21 protein-coding genes are annotated in these 24,073 nt (G+C 62.4%); 13 read left to right on the top strand and 8 right to left on the bottom strand.

What is annotated here, in order from left to right:
* Positions 1-28: 28 nt before the first annotated feature.
* Positions 29-2,227: an OsmC domain/YcaO domain-containing protein gene (locus tag C8K58_RS03010; protein WP_108572961.1), complete on the bottom strand. Its 2,199-nt coding sequence runs from the start codon at positions 2,225-2,227 to the stop codon at positions 29-31.
* A gap of 210 nt (positions 2,228-2,437) precedes the next feature.
* Between C8K58_RS03010 and C8K58_RS03005 the strand changes: the two genes are divergently transcribed.
* From C8K58_RS03005 to C8K58_RS02985, 5 genes are all read left to right on the top strand, one after another.
* Positions 2,438-3,592 (top strand): GGDEF domain-containing protein, encoded by a 1,155-nt coding sequence (locus C8K58_RS03005; RefSeq protein WP_043293903.1) that lies wholly within the window; start codon positions 2,438-2,440, stop codon positions 3,590-3,592.
* Positions 3,593-3,782: 190 nt separating this feature from the next.
* Entirely contained in the window at positions 3,783-5,264 is a 1,482-nt protein-coding gene (locus C8K58_RS03000; protein WP_371921646.1) for a PAS domain-containing methyl-accepting chemotaxis protein, read from the top strand.
* Positions 5,265-5,602: 338 nt separating this feature from the next.
* A complete protein-coding gene (locus tag C8K58_RS02995; RefSeq protein ID WP_027608455.1) occupies positions 5,603-6,223 on the top strand; it encodes a LysE family translocator in 621 nt (206 codons plus the stop codon).
* Positions 6,224-6,357: 134 nt separating this feature from the next.
* Entirely contained in the window at positions 6,358-7,293 is a 936-nt protein-coding gene (locus C8K58_RS02990; RefSeq protein WP_027608456.1) for a DMT family transporter, read from the top strand.
* A 149-nt stretch (positions 7,294-7,442) separates the two neighbouring features.
* Positions 7,443-8,780 carry an MFS transporter gene (locus C8K58_RS02985; protein WP_092356996.1) on the top strand — a complete coding sequence of 446 codons (1,338 nt, stop codon included), beginning with the start codon at positions 7,443-7,445 and terminating at the stop codon, positions 8,778-8,780.
* A 124-nt stretch (positions 8,781-8,904) separates the two neighbouring features.
* On the opposite strand, the gene C8K58_RS02980 is transcribed toward C8K58_RS02985, so the two are convergent.
* The 3 genes from C8K58_RS02980 to C8K58_RS02970 all read right to left on the bottom strand — a co-directional run bounded on the left by C8K58_RS02980 (position 8,905) and on the right by C8K58_RS02970 (position 12,070).
* Positions 8,905-9,402 (bottom strand): DUF2269 domain-containing protein, encoded by a 498-nt coding sequence (locus C8K58_RS02980; RefSeq protein WP_027608458.1) that lies wholly within the window; start codon positions 9,400-9,402, stop codon positions 8,905-8,907.
* A gap of 3 nt (positions 9,403-9,405) precedes the next feature.
* Positions 9,406-10,533, bottom strand: coding sequence for a saccharopine dehydrogenase family protein (locus C8K58_RS02975; protein WP_027608459.1), 1,128 nt, complete (start codon positions 10,531-10,533; stop codon positions 9,406-9,408).
* Positions 10,534-10,663: 130 nt separating this feature from the next.
* Positions 10,664-12,070, bottom strand: coding sequence for a hypothetical protein (locus C8K58_RS02970; protein ID WP_027608460.1), 1,407 nt, complete (start codon positions 12,068-12,070; stop codon positions 10,664-10,666).
* A gap of 128 nt (positions 12,071-12,198) precedes the next feature.
* Between C8K58_RS02970 and C8K58_RS02965 the strand changes: the two genes are divergently transcribed.
* On the top strand, positions 12,199-12,762 hold the full coding sequence (locus C8K58_RS02965; protein WP_027608461.1) for a cysteine hydrolase family protein: 564 nt from the start codon (positions 12,199-12,201) through the stop codon (positions 12,760-12,762).
* A gap of 101 nt (positions 12,763-12,863) precedes the next feature.
* A complete protein-coding gene (locus C8K58_RS02960; RefSeq protein WP_027608462.1) occupies positions 12,864-13,541 on the top strand; it encodes an aspartate/glutamate racemase family protein in 678 nt (225 codons plus the stop codon).
* On the opposite strand, the gene C8K58_RS02955 is transcribed toward C8K58_RS02960, so the two are convergent.
* Positions 13,498-14,190: a glutathione S-transferase gene (locus C8K58_RS02955; protein WP_027608463.1), complete on the bottom strand. Its 693-nt coding sequence runs from the start codon at positions 14,188-14,190 to the stop codon at positions 13,498-13,500. The two genes, C8K58_RS02960 and C8K58_RS02955, sit on opposite strands and share 44 nt — an antisense overlap.
* A 139-nt stretch (positions 14,191-14,329) precedes the next feature.
* On the opposite strand from C8K58_RS02955, the gene C8K58_RS02950 reads away from it, so the two are divergent.
* The 6 genes from C8K58_RS02950 to C8K58_RS02925 all read left to right on the top strand — a co-directional run bounded on the left by C8K58_RS02950 (position 14,330) and on the right by C8K58_RS02925 (position 20,273).
* A complete protein-coding gene (locus tag C8K58_RS02950; RefSeq protein ID WP_027608464.1) occupies positions 14,330-14,893 on the top strand; it encodes a TetR/AcrR family transcriptional regulator in 564 nt (187 codons plus the stop codon).
* 203 nt (positions 14,894-15,096) lie between these two features.
* Positions 15,097-16,152 carry an AMP-binding protein gene (locus C8K58_RS02945; RefSeq protein WP_027608465.1) on the top strand — a complete coding sequence of 352 codons (1,056 nt, stop codon included), beginning with the start codon at positions 15,097-15,099 and terminating at the stop codon, positions 16,150-16,152.
* Between the two features lie 10 nt (positions 16,153-16,162).
* Entirely contained in the window at positions 16,163-16,939 is a 777-nt protein-coding gene (locus C8K58_RS02940; RefSeq protein ID WP_108572957.1) for an ABC transporter ATP-binding protein, read from the top strand.
* Between the two features lie 2 nt (positions 16,940-16,941).
* On the top strand, positions 16,942-17,823 hold the full coding sequence (locus C8K58_RS02935) for a branched-chain amino acid ABC transporter permease (protein ID WP_108572956.1): 882 nt from the start codon (positions 16,942-16,944) through the stop codon (positions 17,821-17,823).
* 22 nt (positions 17,824-17,845) lie between these two features.
* On the top strand, positions 17,846-18,913 hold the full coding sequence (locus tag C8K58_RS02930) for a branched-chain amino acid ABC transporter permease (RefSeq protein ID WP_108572954.1): 1,068 nt from the start codon (positions 17,846-17,848) through the stop codon (positions 18,911-18,913).
* Between the two features lie 28 nt (positions 18,914-18,941).
* Positions 18,942-20,273 carry an ABC transporter substrate-binding protein gene (locus tag C8K58_RS02925; protein WP_092485010.1) on the top strand — a complete coding sequence of 444 codons (1,332 nt, stop codon included), beginning with the start codon at positions 18,942-18,944 and terminating at the stop codon, positions 20,271-20,273.
* A gap of 26 nt (positions 20,274-20,299) precedes the next feature.
* On the opposite strand, the gene C8K58_RS02920 is transcribed toward C8K58_RS02925, so the two are convergent.
* From C8K58_RS02920 to C8K58_RS02910, 3 genes are all read right to left on the bottom strand, one after another.
* Positions 20,300-21,466, bottom strand: coding sequence for a S9 family peptidase (locus C8K58_RS02920; protein WP_108573315.1), 1,167 nt, complete (start codon positions 21,464-21,466; stop codon positions 20,300-20,302).
* Positions 21,467-21,491: 25 nt separating this feature from the next.
* Positions 21,492-22,466 (bottom strand): VOC family protein, encoded by a 975-nt coding sequence (locus C8K58_RS02915; protein ID WP_027608471.1) that lies wholly within the window; start codon positions 22,464-22,466, stop codon positions 21,492-21,494.
* 165 nt (positions 22,467-22,631) lie between these two features.
* A complete protein-coding gene (locus C8K58_RS02910) occupies positions 22,632-24,056 on the bottom strand; it encodes a carbohydrate porin (RefSeq protein WP_027608472.1) in 1,425 nt (474 codons plus the stop codon).
* Positions 24,057-24,073: the final 17 nt, after the last annotated feature.

Genomic DNA, 24,073 nt, shown 5'->3' with positions numbered 1-24,073 from the left:
GCTTGCTCCCTCCCACATTGGGTATGCGTCACCCCTGGACGATGTTGGCACGCGCCGAATGCAGCTTCTTGTAGCTCTCGATCAAGCGCAAATGCCGGTCCAGCCCTTCCAGCTTCATGCTGGTCGGCGTCAACCCATGGAAGCGCACACTGCCATTGACCGAACCGATCACCGCGTCCATCCGCTCATTGCCGAACATGCGGCGGAAGTTGGCTTCGTAGTCCGCCAGTTCCAGGTCGTCGTCCAGTTCCATCTCCAGCACCGCATTCAACGCCTGGTAGAACAGGCCACGCTCGGCGGTGTTGTCGTTGTACTGCAGGAACATCTCCACGCACTCCTTGGCCTCTTCGTACTGTTGCAAGGCGAGGAAGATCAGCAGCTTCAATTCGAGGATGGTCAGTTGGCCCCAGGCCGTGTTGTCGTCGAACTCGATGCCGATCAGGGTGGTGATGTCGGTGTAGTCGTCCAGCTCGCTTTCGATCAGGCGCTCGACCAACCCCTGCAATTCCGCTTCGTCCAGGCGGTGCAGGTTGAGGATGTCCTCGCGGAAGAACAGCGCCTTGTTGGTGTTGTCCCAGATCAGGTCGTCCACCGGGTAGATTTCCGAGTAATCCGGCACCAGGATGCGGCAGGCGGTTGCGCCGAGGTGTTCGTATACCGCCATATAGGCTTCCTTGCCCATGCCTTCGAGGATGCCGAACAAGGTCGCGGCCTCTTGGGCGTTGGAGTCTTCACCTTCGCCTGAGAAGTCCCACTCGACAAATTCGTAGTCCGATTGGGCGCTGAAGAAGCGCCACGACACCACACCGCTGGAGTCGATAAAGTGCTCGACGAAGTTGTTCGGCTCGGTCACCGCCTGGGCTTCGAAGGTCGGCTGCGGCAGGTCGTTCAAGCCTTCGAAGCTGCGGCCTTGCAGCAGTTCGGTAAGGCTGCGTTCCAGCGCCACTTCCAGGCTCGGGTGTGCACCGAACGAGGCGAACACGCCGCCGGTACGCGGGTTCATCAAGGTCACGCACATCACCGGGAATTCGCCGCCCAGGGACGCGTCCTTGACCAGCACCGGGAAACCCTGGGCTTCCAGGCCTGCAATACCCGCCAGGATGCTCGGGTACTTCGCGAGCACGTCAGCCGGCACGTCCGGCAGGGCAAATTCGCCCTCGATGATTTCGCGCTTCACCGCCCGTTCGAAAATCTCCGACAGGCACTGCACCTGGGCCTCGGCCAGGGTGTTGCCCGCGCTCATGCCGTTGCTGAGGTAGAGGTTCTCGATCAGGTTGGACGGGAAATACACCACCTCGCCATCCGACTGGCGCACGAACGGCAGCGAAACGATGCCGCGCGCTTCGTTGCCGGAGTTGGTGTCGAACAGGTGCGAGCCGCGCAGCTCGCCGTCGCGGTTGTAGACCTTCAGGCAGTAGGCATCGAGGATTTCGCCGGGCAGCTCGTCATTCGGGCCCGGCTGGAACCAGCGCTCGTCCGGGTAATGCACGAACGGCGCATTGGCCAGTTCCTCACCCCAGAACTGGTCGTTGTAGAAGAAGTTGCAGTTGAGCCGCTCGATGAACTCGCCCAACGCCGACGCCAGGGCGCCCTCCTTGGTCGCGCCCTTGCCGTTGGTAAAGCACATCGGTGAATGGGCGTCGCGGATATGCAGCGACCACACGTTTGGCACGATATTGCGCCACGAGGCAATCTCGATCTTCATGCCCAGGCCGGCAAGGATCCCGGACATGTTGGCGATGGTCTGCTCCAGCGGCAGGTCCTTGCCGGCAATATAAGTGCCCGCCTCGCTGCCCGCGCCCGGCATCAACAGGGCCTGGGCATCGGCGTCGAGGTTGTCCACTTCTTCGATCACGAATTGCGGCCCGGCCTGCACCACTTTCTTCACGGTGCAACGGTCGATGGAACGCAGGATGCCCTGGCGGTCCTTATCGGAAATATCGGCCGGCAACTCGACCTGGATCTTGAAGATCTGGTTATAGCGGTTTTCCGGATCGACAATATTGTTCTGCGACAGGCGAATATTGTCCGTGGGGATGTTGCGCGTGCTGCAGTACAACTTGACGAAGTACGCCGCGCACAACGCCGACGAGGCCAGGAAATAATCGAACGGCCCCGGTGCCGAGCCATCGCCTTTATAGCGAATAGGCTGGTCGGCAATCACCGTGAAGTCATCGAACTTGGCTTCAAGCCGGAGGTTGTCGAGAAAGTTGACCTTGATTTCCATGGGGGCACACCAGAATAACGGGCTAAACAAAAATGGCCGCCATTATGAGGTTTTTCATCGGGAAGTTTCAGGCTTTTCAATCATGCGGGGTGATGGATAGCGGTTCTGCCGGCGCGATTCTTTATCTCATAGCATTTGAAAAGCCGCTGGAACAGTGCCAGCATGGCTATGTGCCACTATTTAATTTCAGCGCTTCAGGTGAGGGTCAATATGGAATATCAACTCCCTGCAACAAAGGCGATGAGATGGCTGACAAATGCAGACGCGCCGTATGACACACGCATACGCAGCGAACTTATAGCCGGGCCTTTTTCTTCGAAGGGGGTGCTGTGGGTCGGCTGGTTTAACAGCCTGGTGATATGCACAGTCGTGGTTACACTGCGCCCGAGCCAATTCTTCATTGCCTGGCTCATCATTGATTCGATGATCTGGGTCTCACGGTTAGCGCTGCTGTATTGGATCAATACATACGGCGGCCAAAAATATCCTTATGTCATTGATCTATCGTTATTACTGGGCCTGGTCTGGGCGGCGGAGCTGGGCCTGGGTACCGCTGGTTGCCTGATCAGCGGCGATGCGATTCTTCAAGTTCTCGGGTGCACGTCAATGGTCAGCGTGAATGCCGCGATCGCCATGCGCAACCAAGGCGTACCGCGCTACGCATTCACTCAAATATTGCTGACGGATGTGCCCATGAAGCTCGCCACCTTGTTTCAGCCGGAACCGCTGCTCAGGATATTCCTGCTCCAGGCCCCGCTGTACTTGACGGGCATGTGGCTACTGCTCAACACGTTGAACGATAACCTGGTGCGCGCGTTACTGGCCGAGGCCAAAAACCAAATCCGCGCGACCCATGACCCCCTCACGGGCCTGTACAACCGTATGGGGATACTCGAACTGATTGAAAACACCCTGGCCCGCAGCCGGCATGCCGATAAACACTTTGCGGTGCTCTATATAGATCTGGATGGTTTCAAGGGCATCAACGATAACCACGGACATGCCGAAGGTGACAAGGCGTTAGCCGAATTTGGCGCAACACTTAAATCGATTGTCAGGCTAAACCAGGATTGTGCCGGCCGCTTGGGCGGAGACGAATTTATTCTGCTGATGAATAATTCCGGCATGACCTCTGCCACCCTGGCAGCGCAACGAATTATAGACACATTGCGACAGGCCTCTGAGCGTTGCGCTCTTCCCTATGCCTTGCAAGCCAGCATCGGCATTGCCCTCTTTGAAGGCGCCGACAGTACGTCACATACCTGTGCACAAACAGTGATTGCCCATGCGGATGGTGCGTTATATGAAGCCAAGCGCGCAGGCAAAAACTGTTTTCGTATCGCACCAGGACAATTCGCCATTTAGGCCCTCCTGAACGCCATTCGTCACGTCTCGGTTTATATCAAACAATCGCCATCAACTTATTCCGTGTGATGCCGATGAACTTATGGCAATTCAGGGAGTAGTCGGAATGCGCAACAACCAGCCTGTAACACAGCGCGAGATTTCACTCGCGCCTTCGCAAAAACTCATCTCCGCCACCGATGTTCAAGGGATGATCACTTACTGCAACGACGCCTTCGTCGATATCAGCGGTTTTGAACGCGCCGACCTGATCGGCGCGCCCCAGAACATCGTGCGTCACCCCGACGTGCCACCCGCCGTTTTCGCCCACATGTGGAGCGCGCTCAAGCAAGGCCTGCCGTGGATGGGCATCGTCAAGAACCGCTCGAAAAACGGCGACCACTATTGGGTCAATGCCTACGTCACGCCGATCTTCGACGGCAGCCGTGTCGTTGGCTTCGAGTCGGTGCGGGTCAAGCCCTCGGCCGATGAAATCCGCCGCGCCCAGGCCCTCTACCGGCGTCTGAGCCAAGGCAAGCCGGGCGTGCCGCGCCAGGATGCCTGGCTGCCGGCGGCAGTGAGTTGCGTGCCGTACATGGCCACCGGTGTGGCGGGCAGCGTCGCCGGGCTGTTCCTCAGTGCACCGGTGGCCGTCGCAGTGGCCGTGGCGGTCGCGCTGCCGGTGGGCCTGCTGTGCTCGCGCTGGCGCCAGGGCAGTACCCTGCGTCTATTGGAGGGGGTCGAACCCTCGACGTCGGATGCCTTGATCGCGCAGATGTACAGTGACGCACGCGGCCCACAGTCGCGTTTGGAAACCGCGTTCCTCAGCCAGACCGCACGCCTGAAAACCTGCCTCACCCGCCTGCAGGACAGCGCCGAACAACTGAGTACCCTGGCGGGGCAATCCGATCAGTTGGCTGCCGCCAGTGCCAAAGGCCTGAACCGCCAGCGCGTGGAAACCGAACAGGTCTCGGCGGCCGTCAACCAGATGGCCGCGACCACCCAGGAAGTCGCCAGCCATGTACAACGCACCGCCGACGCCACCCAACAGGCCAACGTGCTGACCGGGCGCGGCCGCGAAGTGGCGCGCGATACCCGTGAAGCCATCGAGCGTCTGTCCACCATGGTCGGCGAGACCGGGGTGACCGTGGCGCAACTGGCCAGGGACAGCGACGAAATCGGCAGCGTGGTGGATGTGATCAAAGGCATCGCCGACCAAACCAACCTGCTCGCCCTCAACGCCGCAATCGAAGCGGCACGGGCCGGCGAGCAAGGCCGAGGCTTTGCCGTGGTAGCCGACGAAGTGCGCCAACTGGCCCAGCGCACGTCACAATCGACCACCCAGATCCATGGGCTGATCACCAAGCTCCAGGCATCCTCCAGCAACGCGGTGCAAAGCATGGAAAACGGCCAGCGCCAGGCCCAGGAAGGCGTGGCCTGGGTGCTGGAAGCGGACCAGGCTCTGGTGGGGATCAGCGAAGCGGTGTCGCATATCACCGACATGACCACCCAGATCGCCGCCGCCACCGAAGAACAAAGCGCCGTCGCCGAGGAGATCAGCCGCAACATCACCACCATCGCCGAACTGGCCGACCAGACCTCGATACAAGCCCATCAATCCACGGACCTGAGCAAGGAACTGACCAATACCGCGTCCACCCAATACGCGCTGGTTGAACGCTTCAACCGCTGAAGGCAGACAAGCTTCTCTAGTAAGCCCGCTTACTGTGGTGAGCGGGCTTGTTGTGGTGAGCGGGCTTGCCCCGCGCTGGGCTGCGAAGCGGCCCCGATCAAGATCACTGCGTTCCATCAGACAAACCGCAGTGCCTGGTTTTGGGGCTGCTTCGCAGCCCAGCGCGGGGCAAGCCCGCTCACCACAACAAGCCCGGTCACTCACAACAGGCCCGCTCACCATAGTAAGCCTGCTCACCACTACAAGCCGGCTGCCACAACAAGCCCGCTCGCCACAAGATAACCACTCATGCCAAGCTTGGGTTAACGCCCACTCATCCCTCTGCATGAAGCCCGCTCATGTCCATCGCCGACAACCTCATCGCCTTCACCTTCGCCGCCACTCTGCTGACCCTCACGCCGGGGCTCGACACCGCCCTGGTCCTGCGCACCGCCACGGTGGAAGGCAAGCGCCAGGCGCTGCAGGCCACGCTGGGCATCAACGCGGGTTGCCTGGTGTGGGGCGCCGCGGTTGCGTTTGGCCTGGGCGCGTTGATCGCGGTGTCGGAGATGGCGTTCAACCTGCTCAAGTACTGCGGCGCGGCTTACCTGGCCTGGCTGGGGCTGAACATGCTGGTGCGTCCGCGTCGCTCACTGGCACCGGCCGCAGACGACCGCAAGCCCGGCGGCAACTGGTTTATCAAGGGCATGCTGGGCAATGTGCTGAACCCCAAGGTGGGGATTTTCTACGTGTCGTTCCTGCCGCAATTTATCCCCCAAGGGCATTCGCTGATTGCCTGGACCTTCGGCCTGGTGAGCATCCATGTGCTGCTCGGGCTGCTGTGGTCGCTGGTATTGATCGGCGCCACGCAGTCGCTGTCCGGGTTCCTGCGCCGCGAAAAGGTCATCCAGTGGATGGATCGCACCACCGGTGTGATCTTCTTGCTGTTTGCCGCAAAACTCGCGCTCAGCAGGCGCTGAGTTTTTTTCCAGACCAAATCCCTCCTTGCTCCCTCGGCGCAAACACGCTACAAATCACCCCGTCGCGAAGTTGTACGACAACCTAAAAATAAATCGCCATCCCCGACGATGGCGCCAACCGCCCGAGCCCCAGCATGACTCCGCCTGCCCCGACGCAAACTGCCCCCGCCCTGTTCTCCCGCCCCATTGCCGTGTTGATTCTGCTCTGCATGGGCTGTGCCTTCGCCGGCAATCACATCGCCGCTCGGGTCGCCTTCGATGATGGTGCCGGTGTGCTGTTGGCCATTCTGCTGCGCTCGGGTGGCACCTTGCTGGTGCTGGCGGTGCTGGTACTGTGGCAACGCCAAAGCCTGCGCCTGCCCGCAGGTGCATGGCGCTGGCAAGTGCTGCTGGGCCTGCTTATCGCTACCCAGAGCCTGTGCCTCTACTCCGCCGTCGCCCGTGTGCCGGTGGCGCTGGCGCTGCTGGTGGGCAACGTGTTCCCGATTCTGCTCGCCCTGCTCACCTGGGCATTCGGCGGCCCACGTCCGACGGCGCGCACCGCCTTGCTGATGGGGTTGATTCTGGTGGGCCTGGTGTTTGTGCTGGACGTACCCGGCCGCCTCTCAGGCCATGCCGATATCGGCCCGCACTGGCTGCTCGGCGTCGGCCTGGCCCTCTGCGCCGCGTTCGTGTTCGCCTGCGCGCTGTGGATCACCGACCACAAGTTGTCCCAGGTGCGCGGCTCCGTGCGCAGCCTGCTGACCATCTTCATCGTATTCAGCAGTGTCAACCTCGCCGGCCTCAGCGGCGCCCTCCCCGGCGGCCTGAACCCGCCGGCCACGGGTACCGGCTGGCTGGCACTCGCAACGTTGGTGGTGCTGTACGGCACCGGTTTTATCGTGCTGTTCATGTCGGTCCCGCGCCTGGACATGCCGCGCAATGCGCCGGTCATGAACATTGAGCCGCTGGCCACGCTGTTGATGGGCTGGGTCGTGCTCGATCAAATGCTCAGCGCCGGCCAGATAGTCGGCGGCGTCATCGTGGTGACCGGGATTGTGCTGCTGACCTATCGCACGTCTGCCCGGTAACGATAAATCCCCGCCTGACCTGGCCCAATTCCTGCCTCCCTCATCCCACCCGGTCGCTACTGACTACGCGGACGACTCTTTTGAGCCCGGCCGCCCAACACCCTCCCCGGATAATCCAGCATCTCCGACCCCCTTCCGAGGCCTTCCCCATGACGAGCCCCTCCACCGAACAGGTAAGCCCCCAAACCCTGCGCAAGGTCATCATCGCCGCCGGCATCGGTAACTTCGTCGAATGGTTTGACTTCGCCGTGTACGGTTTCCTCGCTACCACCATCGCCCAACAGTTCTTCCCCAGCGGCGATGCCAGCGCGGCCTTGCTCAAAACCTTCGCGGTGTTCGCCGTCGCCTTCGCCTTCCGGCCCCTGGGCGGGATTTTCTTCGGCATGCTCGGCGACCGTATCGGGCGCAAGCGCACCCTGGCCATGACCATCCTGCTGATGGCCGGCGCCACCACCTTGATCGGCCTGCTGCCCACCTACGCCGCCATCGGCGTCACGGCGCCGATCCTGTTATCGCTGATCCGCTGCGCCCAGGGCTTCTCCGCCGGCGGCGAATACGCCGGCGCCTGTGCCTACCTGATGGAGCACGCGCCCCGGGACAAACGCGCCTGGTACGGCAGCTTCGTGCCGGTGTCGACGTTCTCTGCCTTCGCCGCCGCCGCCGTGGTGGCGTACGCACTCGAAGCGTCGTTGTCCGCCGAGGCGATGGGCAGTTGGGGCTGGCGCCTGCCGTTCCTGATCGCCGCGCCGCTGGGCCTGGTGGGCCTTTACCTGCGCTGGAAGCTGGATGAGACGCCCGCCTTCCAGGCCGTGAAGCAGGAGCACGCGGTGGCCCACTCACCACTCAAGGAAACCTTGCGCAACCATGGTGCGGCGATCTGCTGCCTGGGCGCTTTTGTGTCACTGACGGCGCTGTCGTTTTATATGTTCACCACCTACTTCGCCACGTACCTGCAAGTGGCCGGTGGGCTGAGTCGGGCGATGGCGTTGCTGGTGTCGCTGATCGCGTTGATCTTCGCCGCGGCGATTTGCCCGCTGGCGGGGCTGTATTCGGATCGCGTGGGGCGTCGGGTCACGGTGATGACGGCGTGCGTGTTGTTGATGGTGGTGGTGTATCCGTCGTTCCTGATGGCCAGTTCCGGTTCGTTCACGGCGTCAATTGTCGGGGTGATGTTGCTGGCGGTCGGCGCAGTACTGTGTGGTGTGGTGACGGCGGCGTTGCTGTCGGAGACCTTTCCGACCCGCACGCGTTATACCGCTTCGGCGATTACCTACAACATGGCGTATACGATCTTCGGCGGCACCGCGCCGCTGATGGCCACGTGGTTGATCAGCACCACCGGCAGCAACCTGTCACCGGCGTTCTACCTGATTGCCGTGGCATTGCTGGCGTTGGCGGGCGGACTGGCATTGCCGGAGACGTCGAGGATTTCCCTGCACGACGTGGGCGCAGAGGACAAAAGCCCGGCGCCGCTGCTCTCGCGTTAAGCACCCACACCGTCCAAACCGTAGCAGCGGCCGACGCATGAGCAGCGCTTTTTGAGGGGGCCGCTATGAACACAGCGCTATGCATCGTTGCACCGGTTTGGGATGCCAAGCCTTGAGCGGGCACTCAGCCCGCCGCCAACAGCCCGACCAACTGCCACGGCGTCATCTTCGTCACCATGATCATCACGATCACAAACATCCCCAGGAAGCCGAAGACGCCCAGCCAGAACCATTGCCGGTACACACCACGGTATCCATCATCCAGCACCGTGTCGGTCTCGACCGCCCGCGAGGCCATCTGCTGCATGCGCTTCTGCAGTACCAGCACCGGCAGCCACAGCGAGCCCACGCCGAGGAAGATGATCAACGCGGTCAGTACCCATTCCGTGGTCACAGGCAGCCCGGCAAGCTGGATCAGCAGCAAGCCCGTGATGATCTGAATGACGCCCGCCGGCGTGGTAATCCAGGTATCAAACCGCACGACCATGCGCGCCACTTGGGCGATCACTTGCGGGTTGGCCGTGCGACTGGCGGCGATCAGGTAGAGGTACGAGCCCATGCCGAAGCCGAACAGGAAAATCGCCGCGATGATGTGCAGGTACTTCAGGCACAGGTAGAGCATCGGTCAGGCCTGCCCGTCAGAGAAGCGCACCGTCAGGCTGAGCTTCGTCGGTTCGTTGATGGCGGCCATGTATTCGTCGACGCTGATTTCACCTACGCACGGGCGGGCACCGGGTTCGGGCACGTAACCGTGGGCCATTTTGATGGCAAGGGCGACGGCTGCACAGCTGGGGATTTCCGGTCCCTTGTCGTCCAGGGCCGTGAGTTGCACCGCCAGGGACAGCGGCTGGCCTTGCATGCCCAGCCCCTGCACGTCGATGTACATCGCGCTTTTGCCATCGCCAAATCGTTCGAACCAGGTGCCCAGGCGATGCAGCCTGGCGGCCCACACGAGGTGGTCGCGCACAATGCCCATGCGTAGCGCTTGCGCCAGCAGATAATTGGCGACACCGCCCAGCTTGAGCCCCGCACCGGCCTTGAAGCGCAGGGTATGGGCGCCATAACGGCCAGCGAATATATCCATGTCGGGCACGTCCACATTGGCCAGCACCCGCGTGCCGAGCTGGGGCATCCTGCGCAGGGTCAGGTCCTGCCAGCCCAGCACCTCGTGCACCTGGCCCTGCTTGAGTTGCTTGATCGGTTTGCCCGCGTAGGCAAGCACGCCTTCGATGGTCGACAGCCCCGGCATCTTCGCCGAAGAGGAAATGCCATGCTCGATGGTGTCGATGCGCATGAAGCGATCGCGGTACTGATCGATGAGGGCGGACGACAACGTCGGTACAGAGCTGCAACCGCTGAGGACGGCCACGCCCGCCTGCCGGGCTTTCGCATCCAGCACGCCGACGCCATTTACGAAGGTCCGGCAATCCGACAGGTCGCAGTAGTTCACGCCCGCGTCGATGCAGTGCTGGGCGACGGCATAGGACTGCCCCTGGAACGGGCCGCCGGTGTGGATCACCAACTGGATGTCCATCGACTGCAAGACGCCAGCGAACCCGGCCGCCATGGCATCGCCGCACCAGCTTTCGCACTCGCGGCCCGAGGACGTTTTCAACCCGTCGACTTTGCCCTGCAACTTGTGTGAGTTGCGGCCCGAGACCACCAGTTCAATGCCCGGCGCGCCCGCCAGGTGCCGGCAAATGATGCTGCCAAAGTTGCCGTAGCCGCCGATCACCATCACCCTGAGTGCCATTGCATGCTTCCCTGATCAATCAATTGTGCGCGGGGCCTGAGGCAGGCCAGCAGCTGAAACGGCTAAAGATACCCGATTTGCTTAATCGCCTGAGCCAGGATCGGCATTCAGGCAGCATTGCTCCCAAGCCTCAGGGCTGCTTACGATAAAACCCGGTCAGGTAGTCCTGGCTGTCCGGCGCCGAGTTGTGCTCGATCACGGCAAAACCCTTCACCAGTTGGATGTGATACGGCCCGGCCCGAGGGGGCGCCTGGGGCGCGCGCACGATGATCAGGTTTGCGGTTTCCATCGGCACGCGTTGGTGCGTAGTGATGATGATCTTGTCGGTGCCGGTGTCTTTGAGCGTCACGCTGAGTTCCGCCACTTCCCGGCCCTGGGCATCGCGTTCGGGAAGGATTTTCAGGTCCAGGTCACCGTCGCGGCCGAGAAAGTCATCGCGCATCTGGTAATGGCCATCGCGCTGGTCGCGGGCCACGTCGCCGAGTTTGTCGTACTCAGGCGCCCGGTCCTGCCTGTGCAGTTGAATCTGCAGCTCGGGCTGGTCGCCCTTGGCGCCACTGACCCAGGTGCCCGCGTAGGCATAAGGTTCGACGGTTTCCCGCGTGATGCGCCAGATGCCGGTTTGACGGCCATCATCGGCGTATTCGTGCAGGTAGATAAACGACTGGTCGCCGTATTCACCCTGATCCCCCACCAGTTTGATCGGCTTGCCGCTGCCGCTTTTGGTATAGCGCAACTCACCGATCAGCACCGCGCCCTGTTGCTGGTACCAGAGCTGCACCGGGATCTTGCCGTTGAGGGTGCCGGCCAGGAACTCGGGGTCTTCGTTGACCGGTCCTTCCAGTCTGGGCGTTTCCAGCCACTGGCCGTCCTTCCACTCACCGGTGGTGCGCAGCATGTAGCCGCTGGGCATGCTGTTGTTGGCGTCATCGTCCGTCGCCGGCACTTCCGCCTGGGTGTACGCGCTGAGTCGCACCAGTTTGCCGTCGCGCATCTGATAGCGGCTGGCGCGGGTCCAGCAGCAACCCCGGTCGGTCTGCGAATGGATAATGCCGTCCTTGGGATTGATCGAAAACATCCCGCCGGAGGTCTCGTTGGCCAGGTCGGTCAAGGGGCCATTCAGCACCCAGTGGGACGTGTGCGGGTCTTGCAGATACACGTCGTAACTGGACTGGAAGTCCTTGTCCGCACCGGTGCCATTGCGGATCGCCAGGTCCTGGCGGCCATCCTGGTTGATATCGGCGAAGTACACCACGCCGTTCTCCCCCATCAGGCGCCAGTCCACGGTTCTGCCTTGCTGATCCAGCGGCACCTGGGCATCCGGGGTCTGCAATTGCTGAAGGATTTCGAGGGAGCGTTTGTCGCGCAGGGTGATGAGCGCCGGCGCCAGGTGCTGTAAGTCCTGCGGCACGTCCGGGAACAACACCTCGACCAGGTATTGACCGCTGGGGTCATTGACCGAGAACGAACGGGGCTCGGCCATGACGGGAGCGGCCAGGGCCAGGGAGAGGAGTACACCGCTGAGTCGCGTACGCATCCAACGCATCCTTGCTGAAATTCGGGGGCGGCAGTGTAAAGGCAAATGGCAAAGGCATCGAACAAATCGCTGTTTAGGCGCACTCAATGGCTGCTATGTTTTGTGCCTCACGAGCCAAAGGATGTGCCATGGAACCGTTAGCCACCAACGCTGCACTGGTGATCATCGACATGCAGCAGGGCATGAATGACCCGAAGCTCGGGCGCCGCAACAACCCGCAGGCCGAGCAACAGTTGCAGCAATTGCTCGGCGCCTGGCGGCAGTCGGGGCGGCCTGTGGTGCACGTCAGGCACATCTCCCGTACCCCCGGCTCGGTATTCTGGCCGGGCCAGCCGGGCTGCGAATTTCAGCCTGCGCTGCAACCACTGGCCCACGAACACGTGGTGGAAAAGAACGTACCCTGTGCCTTTATCGCCACCGGGCTGGACCGCTGGCTGCACGCGCGATCGATCAAGCAACTGGTGATCGCCGGGGTGATCACCAACAATTCCGTCGAAGCAACGGCACGCACAGGCGGCAACCTGGGCTTTGACGTGCTCGTCGCCGCAGACGCCTGCTACACCTTCGATCAAACCGATGGATCCGGACGCCTGTGGCCAGCGGAGGACGTGCACGCGCTGTCGCTGAGCAACCTGGCCATGGACTACGCCAGGGTGGTCGAAACGGCCGGGATTCTCGGCGCTATGCGCTGAACACGCCGGCTTGCACCAGCATGTCAACTCGCGCCCTTGCTATAGGCAAGTGCGGGCTGCATCTTAACCATCGTCGACATTTTCAGCACTGGAAACAGCCCATGCGCATCGCCTGCCTTCATACCGCAGCCAGCAATATCAGCGTGTTTGAAACCGCCGCGAAAGCACTGGGTATCGGCGCTGATGTGCTACGCCATGAAGTGCGCGCCGACCTGTTGGCTGCTGCCGAAAACGCCGGTCATCTGAGCGCCGACATCTGCGCATCCACCGCATCAGCCCTGCTTGCACTGGCTGAACAGGCCGACGCCGTGGTGCTCACCTGCTCGACCCTGGGTCCGGTCGTTGAAGGTATCTCCAGCAGTGTCCCGATCCTGAGGACAGACGAAGCGCTGGCCGCCTCGGCGGTGCAGGCGGGCGGAAAAATTGCGGTGCTGTGCGCGGTGGAAACCACCCTCGAACCGACCGCGCGGCTGTTTCACAAGGCCGCGCTGCAATCGAACGCCGTCGTCGAAGTGCGGCTGGTTCCGGGGGCATGGCGCTTGTTCAAGGCGGGTGACATCGACGGCTACCTGGCGACAATCGCCAAAGCTGCCGATGCCGCCTATAGGGATGGAATGACACGGGTTGCGCTGGGCCAGGCGTCGATGAGCGCGGCCGCCGTGCAGGTAACGGCCGGCCCGCTGCCCCTCACCAGCGCAGCGGCCGGGCTGGCGGCAGCTATGCGGGCCGTTGCCCTCAGTGCGGTTGTGCAACCATTGCACGCCAGGCCTGAACGCTAGCTCGCTCGTTGACCCTGGCCTGCCAGGCGCGCAGGGCTTCACACGTCTGCGGCACGGGCAATTGCACCAGGTCCGCGAAGATCATGCCGCCGAGTAACGCGATATCGGCCATTGAGAAGGCATCGCCTGCCACAAAGGCGCGGGTCTTGAGCACGTTATCGAAATAGTGCATCCCCCTGACCGCCTTGTCCCGCATGCGCATGCCCCATTCGGCGTTCTGATAAAGCTCGACCTCAGGCCCAAGCCCAGGGGTGGCATGATGGAAATACACGCTGACCGCATCCATCAATTCAATCTCTGCGCGCTTGGTCATCATATGGATCAGGCCTTGCTCGGTCGGCGTCCTGCCGGTGAGGGTCGGGTTGCCATCGAGCGTGTCCAGGTATTGGGTGATAGCCGTGCATTCAGCGATGAATGTGCCGTCGTGCAGTTGCAGCACTGGCAGGGTGCCGGAGTAGTTGAGGGCCCGGAACTCAGGCTGTTTGTGCTCCCCTTTCCATAGGTTGACCGACACGAACTCAACGCGCGGTAACAGATCTTTCTCGGCCAGCGCAATACGAACACGCGCTGGATAAGGGCCGTTGTACCAATCATAAATCTTCATCAACGGCGGTTGGCATAAGTGGGGTTGTGGTTGTTGGAACGTCATGATCTGCTCGCCTACCTGTCAAATGGTAGGTAGAGACTGAAGGTATTATTCCAGGCCGTCAAGCATTACCTACCAGTTGGCAGGTAAACCCTTATCAGCGTAGAATTCGCCCCTCCCCACATTTAAGAGCAATCCACCCGTGAGTGAAAATGCCCGCGAAGCGATTCTGGAAGCCGCCAGACTCGCCGCTCAGCACTACGGCTACAGTGGCATCAACTTCCGCAGCATCGGCGAAACGGTGGGGATCAAGAACGCCAGTATCTATTACCACTTCCCGAGCAAAGCCGATCTCGGCGCAGCCGTTGCCAGGCGCTATTGGGAAGACGCCGCCAGCGCCCTCGCGGCGATACGCAGCGAGAACCCGGAGCCGCTGCAATGCCTGCGTGCTTATCCGAGCATCTTTCGAAAATCACTCGAAGACGGCAACCGCTTGTGCCTGTCCAGTTTTATGGCGGCCGAATATCAGGACCTGCCGGAGCCGGTGAAGGAAGAGATACTGACGTTTGCCAATATCAACGTAGCCTGGCTGGGGGCGTTGCTTGCCGAGATCGAACCCGGCAATACAGAGGCATGCGAGCGTCGCGCGCGTGCCATCTACACCGCCATTGCCGGCGCGCAGTTGATTGCCCGCACCCGGGCCGATCTCGGTTTGTACGACGAACTGGTCCAGAGTTATCGGGACGCGGGGCTTATCCCGGCGTGACAAGCTGGAGCCCTGCCGGCGACAGGTAGCGCTCCAGCAATGGCCCCATCGCTGTTGGCCCAACAACACTGCTTGGACAGCTTGTGCTGAATCAACACACGCCTCCTCCCCCAAAAATCCACATATCCCCTTGAAATAAAAGCATTTAATCCTCTGGCATGGCGCGTGCAATCGCCTTCGCATACTGACGAAGGAATACCCCCATGCCCCAGACACTGCCCCAGGCGCTGTTGCGCCAAGCCCACACCCGAGGGTCGGCGATTGCCTTGCGCTTCAAGCGCCTGGGTATCTGGCATGAGCGCAGCTGGAGCGCGGTGGCGCACGAGGTCAGCCAGCTCGCTGCCGCCTTGCATCAGCGCCGCTTCGGGCCTGACGATAACCTGTTGATCCTCAGCCAGGCGCGCCCCGAAGCGTTGCTGCTGGCGCTGGCCGCGCAATGGCTGGGCGCCAGCGTCACGCTGCTGGACCCGGACCGCGACAACCGGGCGCTGCTGGCCGGGCTGCGACCGCGCTTCGTGCTCGTGCAAGACCTGGAAGCGCTGCAACAACTCGGTGAACGCGGGGTGGTGGTGTTTCTTGACGGGCGTGGCCTGAGCCAGTTCGCAGACGCCGATTTGATCGACTATGCCGAGCTGCGTGCCGATGCACCGCCACCCGCCCACGCCCCGCAGCCGAGCGACACCGCCTTCGTCTTTCATGCCGACACCTCCCTGCACTTGACCCACGCGCAACTGCTCGCGGGCGCGCGGACGCTGATCGACCGCGAACACCTCGGCGCCGACGACGAAGCCCTCGCCGCACGGGTGTTTGCCGCCAGCGGACAGGCACGCTACCTGCTCGCGCCCTGGCTGCACGCCGGCTTTCGGCTGAACTTCCCCGAGGCCCTGGCCACCCGCGACACCGACCGCCGCGAGCTGGGCCCGACCCTGGTGCTGGGCACCCGCGAATCCTATGGGCGCCTGGAGCAATGGGTGCGTGAACGCCTGCCACTGCCGGGCAGCTTCAGCCATCGTTTATACCACTGGGCCATGCAGCCGACCCCCTCCCCCGTGCGCCGCTGGCTGGGCCATTGGCTGGTGCGTCGCCCGTTGCTGGATGTACTGGGCATGAGCCGCCTGCGCGTGCCCTTGCTGGTCGGGCCGCCGCTGCATCCGGAAAGTGCCGCCTTCTTTGCGGCCCTGGGCATTCGTCCCGGCCATTGGCAAGAGCCGTCCACCCGCAACGAACCCAGCGACCACTTGCTGCCTCAATCTGCCTGACGAGCCTTCCATGCCCACACCCACTGAAGCGGTATTACTGCGGCTCGATGACATCTCCCTGTCGTTCAAGGGGATCAAAGCCATCACTTCCATCAGTTTCGAGGTCAAGGCCGGTGACATCTGTGGCCTGATCGGCCCCAACGGCGCGGGCAAAAGTTCGCTGCTCAATGTGATCAACGGGGTCTACCACCCCCAGGGCGGCAGCATCCGCTACGCCGGCCAGACCCGGCGGCGCATGCGTGCGCACCAGGCGGCCGAAGGCGGGATTGCGCGGACTTTCCAGAATATTGCGCTGTTCAAGGGCATGAGCGTGCTCGACAACGTGCTCACCGGGCGCAACCTCAAGCGCCGCAGCAGTTGGCTGGAGCAGATGCTGCGCCTGGGCCGTGCGCCACGGGACGACGACGCCCACCGCCTGCACGCGGAAAAGGTGATTGCCTTCCTGCAGATCCATCCCTGGCGCCACGTGCTGGTCGGCACCCTGCCCTATGGCCTGCAAAAACGTGTCGAACTGGCCCGCGCCCTGGCCGCCGAACCGACCCTGCTGTTGCTGGATGAACCCATGGCCGGCATGAACGCCCAGGAGAAAGCCCAGATGAGCCAGTTCATCCGCGACATCAACCGCGAGTTCGGCACCACCGTGGTGTTGATCGAGCACGACATCGGCGTGGTCATGGGCTTGTGCGACCACGTGGTGGTCCTCGACTACGGTCGCAAGATCGGCGACGGCACCCCGCAACAGGTGCGCGCCAACCCCGATGTCATCGCCGCCTACCTGGGGACCTGAGCATGGAATTTTTCTTCGAAGTGCTGATCGGCGGGCTGCTGGCGGGCGTGATGTATGCCCTGGTGGCGATTGGTTTTGTGCTGATCTACAAGGCCTCCGGCGTGTTCAATTTTGCCCAGGGCGCCATGGTGCTGTTCGCCGCGCTGACGTTTGTCAGCCTGTTGGAGCGCGGCTTCCCGTTTGCCTGGGCGTTCCTGATCACCCTGGCGAGCATGGTGGTGCTGGCGCTGCTGATCGAAAAAGTGGTGCTGCGGCCCTTGGTCAATCGCCCACCGATCATCCTCTTCATGGCCACCCTCGGGCTGTCCTACCTGATCGAAGGTTTCGCGCAGTTCCTGTGGGGCGCGCAGGTGCACGGGCTGGACCTCGGCATCGCCGACGAGCCGCTGGAAATCCGCGGCATGTTGCTTTCGCAATTCGACCTGTTTGCCGCCGGCACCGCCGCCGCCCTGGTGATCGTGCTGTCGCTGTTGTTCAACAAAACCCGGGTGGGCTTGTCGTTGCGGGCGGTGGCCGATGACCCGCTGGCGTCCATGGCCATCGGTATTCGCCTGCAGCGCATCTGGGCGTTGGTGTGGGCGGTGGCCGGGTTCGTCGGGCTGGTGGCCGGGTTGCTCTGGGGCGCACGCCTGGGGGTGCAGTTCTCGCTCTCGCTGGTGGTGCTCAAGGCGCTGCCGGTGCTGATCATCGGCGGGTTCTCGTCCATCGGCGGGGCGATTGTCGGCGGCCTGATCATCGGGGCGGCGGAGAAAGTCGCCGAGATCTACCTCGGCCCGATCATCGGCAGCGGCATCGAGAACTGGGTGCCCTACGTCCTCGCGTTGCTGTTCCTGCTGGTGCGGCCTGCCGGGTTGTTCGGCGAGCGCGCCATCGAACGGGTTTGATTGTCCTTGGGGAAATGCCTGCATGTTGTATCAAGAAGTCGGTCAAATCAGCACCTCCTACGCGGCCGAGCGCCGCACCTTTCGCCTGCGCCAGGACCGCGTCGCGCTGTGGCTGCTGCTGGGCGTGGCGTTCTTTGCGGTGCCCTGGCTGGGCAATGACTACTGGTTCAGCGCGATCCTGGTGCCGCTGCTGGTGCTGTCGCTGGCCGGGCTTGGGCTCAACCTGCTGACGGGCTACGCCGGGCAACTTTCACTCGGCTCGGCGGCGTTCATGGCGGTGGGCGCGTTTGCCACCTACAACCTGCAGTTGCGGGTGCCCGGCCTGCCGCTGCTGGTGAGCTTTGCCCTGGGTGGCGTGATCGCCGCCGCGGTGGCGGTGTTCTTCGGCTTGCCGAGCCTGCGCATCAAGGGCTTTTACCTGCTGGTGGCGACCCTGGCCGCGCAGTTCGTGGTGGAGTGGGTGCTCACCCGCTTCAGCTGGTTTACCAACGACAACGCCTCGGGCGTGATCACCTCACCGCCACTGCTGATTGCCGGGCTGGATTTCAGCTCACCGCGCGGCCGCTACGTGCTGACGCTGGCCGTAGTGGTGACGCTGTTCTGGCTGGGCAAGAACCTGGTGCGCAGCGAACTGGGCCGCAACTGGATGGCGGTGCGCGACATGGACACCGCCGCTGCGGTCATCGGCATTCGCCTGTTGAAGGCCAAGCTGCTGGCGTTTGCCATCAGCGGCTTCTACCTGGGCATCGCCGGTTCACTGTGGGCGTTCGCCTACCTGGGCACGGTCGAGCCCCACGGCTTTGACCTGAGCCGCTCGTTCCAGGTGCTGTTCATCATCATTATCGGCGGCCTGGGCAGCGTGCTCGGCAACGTCCTTGGCGCGGCATTCATCGTGTTGTTCCCGATTCTGCTGGCCAATCTCTTCGCGCTGTTGCCCGCTGGACTGATGGATGCCGGACAGCTGGAAAACATCCAGAAGATGCTGTTTGGCGCGCTGATCATCGCGTTTTTGATCAAGGAACCGGAGGGGCTGGCCCGTCTGTGGCAGCGCTTTCGTCAACGGGCCAGGGTCTGGCCGCTGCGTTACTGAACTCAATAACCCCCCAGGAATCACCTCCATGACACATCGCTTATCGCTGCGCCGCCTGGCCTTGGGCCTGGCCCTGATCACCGCCGGGCTCACGGCCGGCGCCCAGGCTGCCAACGAACAATACTTCCCGTTGCAGAGCTACCGGGTCGGCCCGTACGCGGCCGGTGGCACCGGTTTTTTCGGCGGCTTTATCGACTACCTGCAATACATCAATGCCAAGGGCGGGGTGAACGGCGTCAAGCTGACCTGGAGCGAATGCGAGACCGAGTACGTGGTGGAAAAAGGCGTTGAATGCTATGAGCGCCTCAAGGGTGGGCTCAACGGTGCACCGGCCGCCGCCACCAACCCGCTGTCAGTCGGCATCGCCTATGCCACCCTGGACCGCTCCACCGCCGACAAACTGCCGCTGATCACCATCAACCATGGCCGCACCGATTCCACCGACGGCAGCGTGTTCCCCTACGTGTTCCCGCTGCAGCTCAACCCGTATTCGGAAGTCTCGGCGATCATCAACTACATCGGCCAACGCGAAGGCGGCGCCGACAAGCTCAAGGGCAAGAAAATCGCCGTGCTCTACCACGGCTCGCCCTACGGCAAGGAAACCAATGGCGTGCTCGAAACCCTGGCGAAAAACGCCGGCTTCGAACTGACCCTGCTGGAAGTGCCGCACCCCGGCAACGAGCAGCAATCGCAGTGGCTGAACATCCGGCGCCTCAAGCCCGACTGGGTGATCCTGCGTGGCTGGGGCGTGATGAACCCGGTGGCGCTCAAGTCCGCGCAGAAAGTCGGCTACCCGGCCGATCACATCATCGGCAATATCTGGAGCAACTCCGAAGAAGACGTGGTACCGGCCGGCGCCGCCGCCAAAGGCTTTATCTCGATCACCACCCACCCGTCGGGCACCGACTTCCCGGTGCTGCAAGGCATCCAGCAAAGCGTGGTAGACGCCGGCAAGGGCAACCTGGCCGACCCCAAGCGTTTCGGCACCGTGTATTACAACCTGGGCGTGGTCAACGGCATTCTCAACGTCGAAGCCCTGCGCCTGGCCCAGGAAAAATACGGGCAAAAACCACTGACCGGCGAGCAGGTACGCTGGGGCTTCGAACACCTGAACCTCGACGACGCACGCCTGCAGGCCCTGGGCGCCAAGGGCCTGGTGCAACCGCTGAAACTGTCCTGCGCCGACCACGAAGGCGGCGGCGCCGTGCGCTTCCAGCAATGGGATGGCCAACGCTGGAACCTGATCAGCGACTGGGTACAGGCCGACCGCGCCTTGCTGCGGCCGATCATCGAAGCCTCGGCGGCGCAGTACGCCAAGGAGAAAGGCATCACGCCGCGGGATTGCAGCAAAGAGCAGTAAGCCCGAAATAGACCGTTGTTGAGCGCTCACCCGGAGTGGGTAGTACCGCCCAGGCGCTCAGCAACCCAATCGGCAATCCAGGCGCCGGCGTTCGAGGTGTTGTCCAGGCTGCTGTGGTGGATACCGCCTTCACGCGGGGTGAACACCTTCAATTCGCGATCCGGGCTGTTGGTGAGTTGGTCATAGGACTGATGCGCGTACGCCAGCGGAATCTGCCGGTCGGCCTCGCCATGACTCACCAGGAACGGCACCTTGATACGCTCCATTACCCCGTTGAGGTGCACCTGCTCGGCGAGCGTCATGAACGCCTCCATGCTGCTCGCACCCCACACCCAGCACACGTGCTCCCAGTAGTGCGGCACCGGTCGTTCACCTTCGCGGGCCAGGCGGCGCTTCTGCATTTCGCCCCAGTTATGGTTCGCCCCCCACACTGCGCCCAGGGCGAAGCGCGGTTCGAACGCTACAGCGCGCGGGCAGTAATACCCACCCAGGGACACCCCCAGCAAGCCGATACGCAGCGGGTCGATTTCGCGGCGGGTTTGCAGGTAGTCCATCAGCGGGCTGGCCCACAGTTCGGTGTTGACGACTGCGGTCATGCCATGCAGGCGCAGGGCTTCGCCGGTGCCGGGCTGGTCGATGAACAGGCTGGAGATGCCGCGTTTGGCAAGCAATTGCGGGAACAGCCCGGCGCGATGGACCATCTCCTTGGTGCTGTCCAGGCCATTGATCACCACCAGACACGGCGCCGCGTCAGTTACGCCCTCAGCCGGGGTGAACAGCCCGGCGAGATGGGCACCGTCGTAGGGAATTTCAAACCGCCGGGTATTTTCGCCAGACAGTTCGACGCCTTCGGCGAAGGTGCGCAGAAACTTGGCGTACAACGCTTTGCGAGGCGCATGACCGTGAGCCTGCATACGCTCGGCAGTGATGAAATACACCGCCGCGCGGTTCAACTTGTCACCGGCGCTGAGCCACCTGCGGGCCGCCTTGTCTTCCTGCGCCAAGGCCACCAGGTTGTCGCCTCCAGCCTCCCAGGCGGCCATAAACGCCTGGGTGCCCGCATCGTCACCCTGGCGGGCTACCTCCAGCAGCGGCCGGCACATGGTGTCGATCTCGCCGATCTTGCCGCCCATCTCGATGGCTGCCGCAACTGCCAGGCTCCACACATAATTGGTTTCGAAATACTGGAACATGCTCATGGGTCAATCCTTGTGAAAATCAGCGGCGCATAGCCGGGAATTCGCCCTGGTAAAAGGTCACGTCCCAGGGAATGTCGTCCTGCATGAACGCAGGCGGGTTGCCCATCCACTGGGCCGTGCCGAAGCGAAACTCCCATTCGCGCGGTACCCAACTGTCGTCGAGGTAATCGGTGTCGGCGCCGTACTCGGCCTCACCACCGGTGGGTGAGTTGAAGTAGCAGAAGATTGCCGAAGCGATGCGGTGGCGGCCGGTACCGAGAAAGCCATGCTGCCAACCGCGTCGGGTCATGTAATTGGAGCCGACCATCACCTCGTCGAAGTCCTCGACCCCGAAGCAGGTGTGATGAAAACGCGGCACCCCGCCCGCCCCCGGTGCCTTGTTATTGAGCAGGAAGGTGTTGTGGTGCTCATTGGCACCGTCGGCGCGCAGGTAGGTACCCACGCCTTTCTGATGGTCGGACAGGCGAAAGTTCAGACGGTCGCGAAAGAACGCAAAGCTCTGCCAATAGTCATCCACGGCAAACACCACGTGGTTGATGGTTTTAGGTCGAGCCCGCGTGCGCCATTTGCGGTGCTGGTTGAGACGGTTGACGTTGCCGGCAGCGTTGACCGGGTCGGGGGCGTAAGTGACTTTCCTGCGGTTGAACACGCGAAGCCCCAAGGCCTGGCCGCAATCGCTGAGAAAGTGCCAGGCATCATCATCGCCCAGGAGAACCTCACGGTCGCTGGACAAGTCGGCGACCAGCCGCGCCAGGTTTTCAGCGTTGTCCACGCCCCAGATGGTCTCCTTCACACCGAAGCCTTCGTAGCGCGACGCCGGAATAGAGGGGTGATGCATTTCGCGCACGATAATGGTCGAGCCTTCCTCCAGTCGATACAGGCTTTCCTGATCGTTGGCACTGAGGCGCACCAGGCCGAAATCATCAAAGAAGCGCGAGGCCAGGGCCAGGTCCTCGACGCCATACAACAGGGTGTCGATGCCGATGATCGCCATCTCAGGTCTCCTGGAAAGTGAAATTGCGCTGCATGGTTGTGTCCTCGTCAAACAGGGGTCTAAGGCCAGAGTAAGAAGCCCGGCCCATGCCGACTAATCGTTTGTCGACATGGGTTCTATCCATGGCGTGGATGGCTTCAGGCGCCCGCCATGGAGTGCGGCGAATCAGTGACGGCTGTTCAAACCCAGCATCTCGTCGAATTGCACATGCAACAGCAGCCCGGCGGCATAACCATCGCGCGGGTTGACGCCGGTGTAGGGGTTCAACCAACTGCTGGCTCCCCACGTACGCAGCACGAAGGGGCTGAGGACGATGCTGTCGGTGAGGATGAAGTTGGCGTCCAGCGCGACCGCATACTCGTTGCGCCCGGGGCGGTAACTGCCACCGCCCGATGCCGCGTGGGCCTCTTCAAGGAAGCGTTGCTCGCGACTGGTCAGTTGTGCCCAGTTGACGTTCACCGAATAGCTGTCGAACGGTCGGCTGCGAAAGGGTGCGGAAAGAATCAGCCCTGCGTTGCCTTGGGTGCCGACGCCATTGGTGGTGCCTTCATCAAGTGTGTGGGTCAAGCTGGCATAGGCCGCTACCGCCGTTGGGTTGAGGTCTTGGGTGGCGCCGCCGTCCTGGCGCCAGACGGTTTTCTTGGCGCCCAGGTAGAAACCTGTCACGCCCTTGCGGGTATCGGCAGCGGCAGTTGTGTCAGTGACTTTCGAGGTGCCGTTGACCGTGAAATAGGGGTCGGTCTGTTGCCCGTTATTGTGAAAGCCCAGCACCTCGAACGTTTGCGGGTAGGCTTGCATGCGGTAGTCGGTGCGATAGGCCAGGTTCGCCAGGTACACCGTACTCAAGGTGCCGCCACTTTCGCCGACGTCGCGCTCCCAGCCATTGGTGAAGGGATAGGCATTGTTGCTGCGCCACGCACCGACCTGCGCGCGCACGGCGGGGCTGAAATCGTAGCCGACGCGCGCGCCCCAGTTGGCGTAGGGCGGCGGGTTGATACCGGCCGTGTCCTGCAGGATCGCGTTCACGCATCCCAGCGGCACGTTGCACAGCGGCAGCGCAAAGTAGTTGCCGGCGTTGCTCTTGCCCGCTTCGATGGACAGCTTGTCGTCGAGCAATTTCTGCTCGTAGGTGAACAGGCTCAGGTGGCTGACATTCGGAATGTAAGGGCCCGGTTTACCGGCAATCACATCACCCACCTGCCGACCGTAGTCCAGGTTGCTGGTCCAGGGCACGTACAGCTGCTCGAAGTGGATCGTCCCACCGGGCAGGCCAATGAGCTTGTCGAGGTTGAAGTCGGCGCCGATGGCAAAGATGGTCAGTGACTCGTGGTTACCGGTGTACAGGCCGGCGCTGGGGTTGCGCAGGTAAATCTCAGTCATCGACAGGTGCGGGCTCACACCATGGTCGTTGAGCCACTTGCCCTGCGCCTCAAGAAGCTTGCCACTTTTGGGTGGCACATTGGGCTCCACATTCAATACGCGCGGACCGACTTTTTCATTCGGGTACTCGTCGCTCGGCGCGTCGGCAGCCAGGGCGGGGCCTGCCGTCACGATGATCAATGCACAACCAACCACCATTCGAATCGTCATGTTCAGTCTCTTTTGTT

Origin of the sequence: Pseudomonas sp. GV047, from assembly GCF_003058245.1 — a bacterium.
Taxonomy (GTDB): Bacteria; Pseudomonadota; Gammaproteobacteria; order Pseudomonadales; family Pseudomonadaceae; genus Aquipseudomonas; species Aquipseudomonas marginalis.
This window is presented reverse-complemented; position numbering and strand designations above follow the sequence as displayed.